The organism is Paraglaciecola hydrolytica (genome assembly GCF_001565895.1).
GTDB lineage: Bacteria > Pseudomonadota > Gammaproteobacteria > Enterobacterales > Alteromonadaceae > Paraglaciecola > Paraglaciecola hydrolytica.
Genome location: NZ_LSNE01000009.1, coordinates 66,778 through 73,483 on the forward strand (window position 1 = coordinate 66,778; position 6,706 = coordinate 73,483).

Annotated in this window: 7 protein-coding genes; 2 read left to right on the forward strand and 5 right to left on the reverse strand. The window is 43.0% G+C overall.

Annotated elements, in window-relative coordinates; all coding sequences use genetic code 11:
• Nucleotides 1-12 precede the first annotated feature (12 nt).
• Genes fghA through AX660_RS16085 form a run of 3 tightly spaced genes read right to left on the reverse strand, consistent with a single transcriptional unit; the run spans nt 13 to nt 2,432 of the window.
• Nucleotides 13-870: an S-formylglutathione hydrolase gene (gene fghA, locus AX660_RS16075; RefSeq protein ID WP_068378874.1), complete on the reverse strand. Its 858-nt coding sequence runs from the start codon at nt 868-870 to the stop codon at nt 13-15.
• Nucleotides 871-884: 14 nt separating this feature from the next.
• Nucleotides 885-2,003, reverse strand: a complete 1,119-nt coding sequence (locus AX660_RS16080) for an S-(hydroxymethyl)glutathione dehydrogenase/class III alcohol dehydrogenase (RefSeq protein ID WP_068378880.1) — start codon at nt 2,001-2,003, stop codon at nt 885-887.
• Between the two features lie 48 nt (nt 2,004-2,051).
• Nucleotides 2,052-2,432 (reverse strand): hypothetical protein, encoded by a 381-nt coding sequence (locus AX660_RS16085; RefSeq protein ID WP_068378883.1) that lies wholly within the window; start codon nt 2,430-2,432, stop codon nt 2,052-2,054.
• A 260-nt stretch (nt 2,433-2,692) separates the two neighbouring features.
• On the opposite strand from AX660_RS16085, the gene AX660_RS16090 reads away from it, so the two are divergent.
• Nucleotides 2,693-3,310 carry an outer membrane beta-barrel protein gene (locus AX660_RS16090; RefSeq protein WP_235594765.1) on the forward strand — a complete coding sequence of 206 codons (618 nt, stop codon included), beginning with the start codon at nt 2,693-2,695 and terminating at the stop codon, nt 3,308-3,310.
• Between the two features lie 5 nt (nt 3,311-3,315).
• Here AX660_RS16090 and AX660_RS16095 read toward each other — a convergent pair whose 3' ends face one another.
• Both AX660_RS16095 and AX660_RS16100 read right to left on the reverse strand, forming a co-directional pair.
• Complete coding sequence (locus AX660_RS16095) at nt 3,316-4,206, reverse strand: amidohydrolase family protein (RefSeq protein ID WP_068378887.1); 891 nt, start codon at nt 4,204-4,206, stop codon at nt 3,316-3,318.
• 33 nt (nt 4,207-4,239) lie between these two features.
• Nucleotides 4,240-4,995, reverse strand: a complete 756-nt coding sequence (locus tag AX660_RS16100) for an SDR family NAD(P)-dependent oxidoreductase (RefSeq protein ID WP_068378889.1) — start codon at nt 4,993-4,995, stop codon at nt 4,240-4,242.
• A gap of 288 nt (nt 4,996-5,283) precedes the next feature.
• Here AX660_RS16100 and AX660_RS23225 point away from each other — a divergent pair.
• Nucleotides 5,284-6,706: autotransporter assembly complex protein TamA (locus tag AX660_RS23225; protein WP_068378895.1), on the forward strand; the 1,423-nt coding region annotated here is incomplete at its 3' end.

The window sequence follows — 6,706 nt, forward strand, 5'->3', positions numbered from 1 at the left end:
CAGCAATTTAACTCACAAATATTTGGCGTGAAAGCGCAGGTGATCTTCGATAAAACTGGCGATGAAATAATAACTGTGATCATAGCCAGGGTGGTAACGAAATTCAGCTTGATAGTTTATGTCTAAGGCCACTTCCTCTAAGGGTTTTGAAAGCTTTTGGGTATGATAAAAATTATCATCCAAACCTTGATCAACCAACATCGGGATATGCAAGAATTCACCTTGCTGACGCATCAAAGCACAACTATCGTAAGCCTGCCATTCCGCCTTGTTATCACCTAGATAGTGAGTAAAAGCCTTTTGTCCCCACTGGCATTCCATCGGATTAACTATGGGGGCAAAAGCGGAAACCGAGCAATAGCGTTTCATATTAGATAGTGCAATGGTTAAGGCGCCATGACCACCCATGGAGTGCCCAGCGATGGCGGCTTTTTCTTTAACCTTAAATTCTTTTTGGATAAGGGCAGGTAATTCCTCAACGATGTAATCGTACATCTGATAATGCTCTTGCCAGGGTGTTTGTGTGGCATTTAAGTAAAAGCCAGCTCCCAATCCTAAATCATAGGCACCATCAGCCGCATCAGTGACATGTTCCCCTCGAGGGCTAGTATCGGGCATGATTAACATAATACCCAATTCTGCTGCTATGCGTTGCGCCCCAGCTTTGGTGGAGAAATTCTCGTCCGTACAGGTTAAACCGCTTAACCAGTAAAGTACGGGGAGTTTTGCCACTTTTTCTGCCGCAGGTGGTATAAATACACTAAAGTGCATTTCACAATTGAGCACTTTAGAGCGGTGACTGTAACGTTTTTGCCAACCACCAAAACACTTGTTGGCACTGAGTTCGGCTAATTCTGTGGCGTTATTCATGCTTAAAAAGCTCCTTAAAAATGCACCACAGTACGAATAGATTTGCCTTCATGCATCAGAGCAAATGCTTCATTGATGTCTTCAAGTTTCATAGTGTGAGTGATAAAAGTATCTAACTCGAACTCGCCATCCATATAACGTTGCACATAGTCAGGTAACTGACTGCGACCTTTTACGCCACCAAAAGCAGTGCCGCGCCATACACGACCGGTAACTAACTGAAAGGGGCGGGTGGTTATTTCTTGCCCGGCTCCAGCAACACCAATAATGACGGACTCGCCCCAACCTTTGTGACAACATTCTAAAGCCGAGCGCATAACGTTAACGTTGCCGATGCATTCGAAAGAATAATCCACACCGCCATCTGTCATCTCAACGATCACGTCTTGGATAGGTTTATTAAAGTGCTTGGGATTGATCACATCGGTTGCGCCAAGTTGTTTGGCGATCTCGAACTTATCTTCGTTAATATCAATGGCGATGATACGTCCAGCTTTAGCCATTTTAGCGCCAATAAGTACCGATAATCCTATGCCACCCAAACCAAAAACGGCCACGGTGTCTCCCTCTTTGACTTTAGCCGCATTAGTTACCGCGCCCATGCCTGTGGTAACACCGCAACCGAGTAAACATACTTTTTCAAGTGGTGCTTCTTTGGGTATTTTGGCTAAAGCAATTTCGGGTATGACGGTATGTTCGGCAAAAGTTGAGGTACCCATATAGTGATAAATAGGCTGACCATTGATTGAAAAACGGCTAGTACCGTCGGGCATCACCCCTTTGCCTTGAGTGGCACGTATGGCCTGACAGAGATTGGTTTTACCTGACAAACAAAATTTACACTTACCACATTCTGGTGTGTACAAAGGGATAACGTGGTCGCCCACTTCAACCAGAGTCACACCTTCACCTATGGCTTCAACTATACCTGCACCTTCATGACCTAAAATAGCCGGAAATAAACCTTCAGGATCGTCACCCGATAAAGTAAAAGCATCAGTATGACAAACTCCAGTCGCTACTATTCTAACCAGCACTTCACCTTTTTGTGGTGGAGCTAAGTCTACTTCTTCAATTGTTAATGGTTGGCCCGCGGCCCATGCTACTGCTGCACGTGTTTTAATGCTCTGCATCTTAATCTCCCTGGATTATTCTGTATGTGAGGCGTTTAGTTAACGCAGTTATAAACAATGGCCGAGTAGCCTAATATTGTCGGCAAGCCACACTACGTCATCAATTTGATGGCCATTGGCACATAGTTTTTCTTTGCGTAAACGTCTGTCTAAACCTTCTGCGGCTTTATCTTCCAGCTCTAACTTCGTTTTGTTGTCTGCTTGTACTGCAAATCGAGTACGCTGCTCTTCAAAACGTTCCCGTTCCCCTCGTCTTGACGGCGCGGGCTCCTCTTGTCGCTCATTATTACTTAACAACGAAGATTGGGAAGTATTGCGCCATGAAATGCCATAAACAAATTCATGAGTGCCATTTTCTACAACACGACTATCAAATTTTTCGTCGGTCATGATGGGCTCTGGTGCTAAGTTGGTACAGGATGCCAACATAAGAATACTCAAGCAGATGTTTAATTTATATCTCAATGGTTTTTCCAAGGCTAAATCATTTTGTGTTTATACTAACCACATCGGTAACACAGTGGCAATGTAACTTACTAATTACCATGATACATGTAGTGTGGTTAGCGCGGTGGAGGCTTAATCAAAGCTTACACGGCTTTTATCGACAAATCATATAGTTATATTTTTCAAAAAAGTTAATATAGGGGCATATTATTGCTATATCTACTGGCACTAGGGAGTTTCTTTTGAAATTAAAAATGTATGTCTACGCGTTAGTGGCTTGCTGTTATTACTCACAAGTCGCTGCAACTGAGAATTTGTATACTGTAGTAAGCACGGGGTACGGTAAAACAGAGTTGCTGGATTCGAGTAGCAATGACTTCACGTATAAACTGGCTGTGGGTTATCAGGTTGATCGTCAGTGGTATTTAGAGGCAGGTTTACAAAAGTTAGTTAGCGATTCTTTAGATGAAGGCATCTCTGGTAGCGCCCAAGGTTTAGACAATGACGATTTGAGATTAGATGCTTCGGCCTTGTTTGTTGCCTTGTTGGGTAAAGCATCGGGCCAGACTGGTGAGCTTTTTTATCGACTCGGTTTATTAAAAACCGACATTAAGGGCGAACAAATATTAAGTGGCTTGCACGAGTGTAAACTTGGTTCCTACACATTAATTACCACCGCCGCGGGTGATACTTATAGCTACTGCCAGTTTGATGAAGGTGGTATAGCTGGGGTAATAGGCTTGGGGTATGATTATTTTTTAAGCAGTAAACTCATGTTACGCACTGAAATTGAATATATCAAAGGTCAACATGACTTGGCGGTCAGCGCTGCATATATCGGTTTGCGTTATAATTTTTAACTTTATCAAGGTGTAACATTATACCAATGAGCTGCATTGGTGGCTGAGAGTTGTTGCCAGAGACTATCAGTTAAACCGAATTCACGCTGATAGTTTTGCCACAGTTGGGTATAACTGTGGCTAAAGGTACATAGCGGAAAATTACTTGCCAGCATCACTCGCTCTGCGCCAAATACCCGTAAACAGGTATTTATACAGCCAGAAATATCACTAACATTCCATGTTCGCTCAATCATTTCCCAGCCCGACATTTTAATCGCCACATTGTTGTGTTCCGCTAGTTTTTGTAAATTCTCTGCCCATATTTGGCGTTCAGCATTTTGCTTACGCTGTGGCGGCCATCCTCCATGATTGATGAGCACTGCAACATTGGGGAACTGCTTGAACAGTTGTAAAAGAGCATCTACACCTGCTGTATCCACAAGTGATAACTGAGCATCAAAACGCCAGTTTAGATCGGCTAAGTTAGCGAAATGGTGACGTGTTAGCGGGTGATTTAGGATCTTAGAGGCATCTTCATCTAGTATGTGACGAATACCGACCACACTTGAACGTTGTTTTAGCTGCTGGATGACATCGGGAAATTGCGCAGAGCATAAATCAGCGCAAGCCACACTTTTAAAGGGCAGTTGGCAATGGGTTTCGAGCCAGTCAATTTCGCGCCAAGGTTGCTGATTATCAAAACCAGCTTCAATATGTACAAAGCCTACTAAAGGCATGTCGGCAGCAAGTTGCAGATCCTGTTCACTGAAGTTACGTGCGATCTTAGATTTGTCAGGCCAAAAAGGCGCTTGTGAGCTTTTTAGCCACTGATAGTAGCCTAGCTCTAAATCAAACAAATGAAGATGGGGATCGATGATGCCTTTGATATTTAAAAGCCTGTTTTCTATAGACATAAGTCCGTCCTGAGCTATTTTGGCACCCTTTACTTATTGGGTCGTATATCCGCCATCGATGACTTGCAAACTACCGGTAATAAAGCTCGCTTCGTCGCTAGCTAAAAAATAGGCAAGGGCAGCCACTTCGTCAGCTTGGCCCAAGCGTCCTAGCGGTTGCAAAGCCGCTTCTTCAGCATGAACTTGTTGTTTATCTGCCCCCGACTTTGTTACATAACGATCTATCGCTTGATGATAAAGCGGGGTTTCAATGGTGCCAGGGCAAATGGCATTGGCACGGATTTGGTAGGAAGCATAATCTAGTGCCGTGGTTTTGGCCAACGAGGCTAAGGCCATTTTACTTAGGTTGTAGGCAAAGGAATTACGTTTAGCAATCAATGCTTGATCCGAGGCCATATATAAAATAACGCCTTTACACTGGGTTTTCATCAGCGGCAATACCGCTCTAGTGGCCGTGATCGCACCTTTAACATTGAGGTTAAACACCTTGTCAAAGTCTTCGTCAGAGGTTTGTTCGATAGTGCCAGAATAATGTATACCAGCATTAGAAATGAGCGCATCAACTCGCCCATAGTCTTGTAAAATAGAGGCAAAAACGGCCTTAATTTGTTTGGTGTCTGTCATATCACAAGACCGCCATTCAATATTGTTATCTGTTTGATGCGGTTTGAGTAAATCGATATTAATAACCTGCCAACCTTGTTGGCTAAACCGTTGGCAAATTGCCGCACCAATTCCCAAACTACCACCGGTAACTATGCAAAGAGCTTGTGAAGACAAATCGGACATTGGTAACCACTTAAAATTGAACTTTTTAGATAAGCTAGGGTAAAACAAAGTAAAAGTCTCACCAAGTGATTTGGCTATAAAGCTGACAAATAAACATAAAAATCACGTTACAATTTTACCTATAATAATATGCTTTGCATGGCATACACCTTAGCTGGAATAAGTTAAAATATTTAACTTTCAAGGATGATACGCCGCTTTTTTTCAGCATATTGTCACAGCCAGAGGTTCATACTCGGTTAGTGTTTTGTGCCATTATGTTAACGTTATTAAATAAGGAAGAAGTTTTTGTCATTAGTCAGCGTACCGTCCCTGCTGTGTGTTTTAGTGCTGGTGTTTTTGGGGGCATACTCAGATAGTGCTATTGCAGCTAAGGTCGAGCTTAAAGGGATTAAAAACGATAAGATCTTAGAAAACGTTAATGCCCATTTAGATAGCGTGGAGCCACCCAGCTCGCCATTCCAGTTTGAACAATATCAACAACAACTAATTGATAAAGTAAATTTAGCAGTTCAAGTGTTTGGTTATTATCATACCAATATCACAGTGACGGGGCCATCTGAAACTCTTAAAAACGAGAAGTGGCAAATTACTGCCGACTTAGGGCAAGTTACCACCATTGATGAACTGATTATTCAACTTGAAGGTGAGGCCCAAGACAATCCAGCCATGCAGGCTCTATTAGCTAAGTTACCCCTCAAAAAAGGTCAAGCACTGCAACATGCAGCATATGAGTCAAGTAAGTCGCAGATGCAAAATCTGGCCTTTGCACTGGGTTATTTTGACTTTAGTTTTAATGAACACAGTATCAAAATATTTGAATCACGTTTTGCCGCCACTGTCGTATTAAAAATGCACAGTGGAAAACGTTACCACTTTGGTGAATTACGTTTTGTTGAGGATGCCAGAGCCGAGTCGTTGGTGCGCAAAACCCTACCATTTAAAGTCGGCGAACCCTATGAGGCAGACAAACTAGCCTTGTTAAACAAACGCCTTAAACAAACACAGTATTTTAAAAATGCCTTAGTTCGCCCTTTGGTAGCAGAAGCTTTTGATCACGCAGTACCCATTGAAGTAATTTTGACTCACAAACCACAGGATAATTTTGACTTAGGCGCCGGCTTTTCTTCTGACATAGGCCCACGTTTTACGGCAAAGTGGCAGCGCCCTTGGGTTAACAGCAAAGGCCACGCCTTAAGTGCAGAATTGTTTTTATCAGAGCCAGAAAATTCAATTAGTTTAGATTACCGCATTCCCATTGAAGATCCGGTACAAAACTATGCGAGTCTTCAAGTGGGTTTTCAGTCACAAAACGACAACGATACCCGTAGTGATCGCTTTACTTTGTCAGCAACTCGGCACTGGACTGTCATTGATTCTGAGTGGCAACGAGCGGCCTTTGTGCGTTTAGAACAAGAAACCTTTACCCAAGGTTTAGAAGCAGAACAAACCACAGGTTTATTGATCCCGGGCTTTACGTTAAGTCGTTTGCGCACTCAAGGTGGCTTAGATATTTATTGGGGTGATAAACAAACGATTACCATTGAAGCGGCGGCAGATGCCTTGCTATCAGATATTAATATGTTGCGGGTGACGGCCCAAAGTAAATGGCTGCGTAGCTGGGACTTACATAGATTATTGTGGCGGGTCGATTTGGGTGGGGTTGCTACCGAAAGTTTCGAACAGGTGCCATCAAGTTTGCGATATTTTG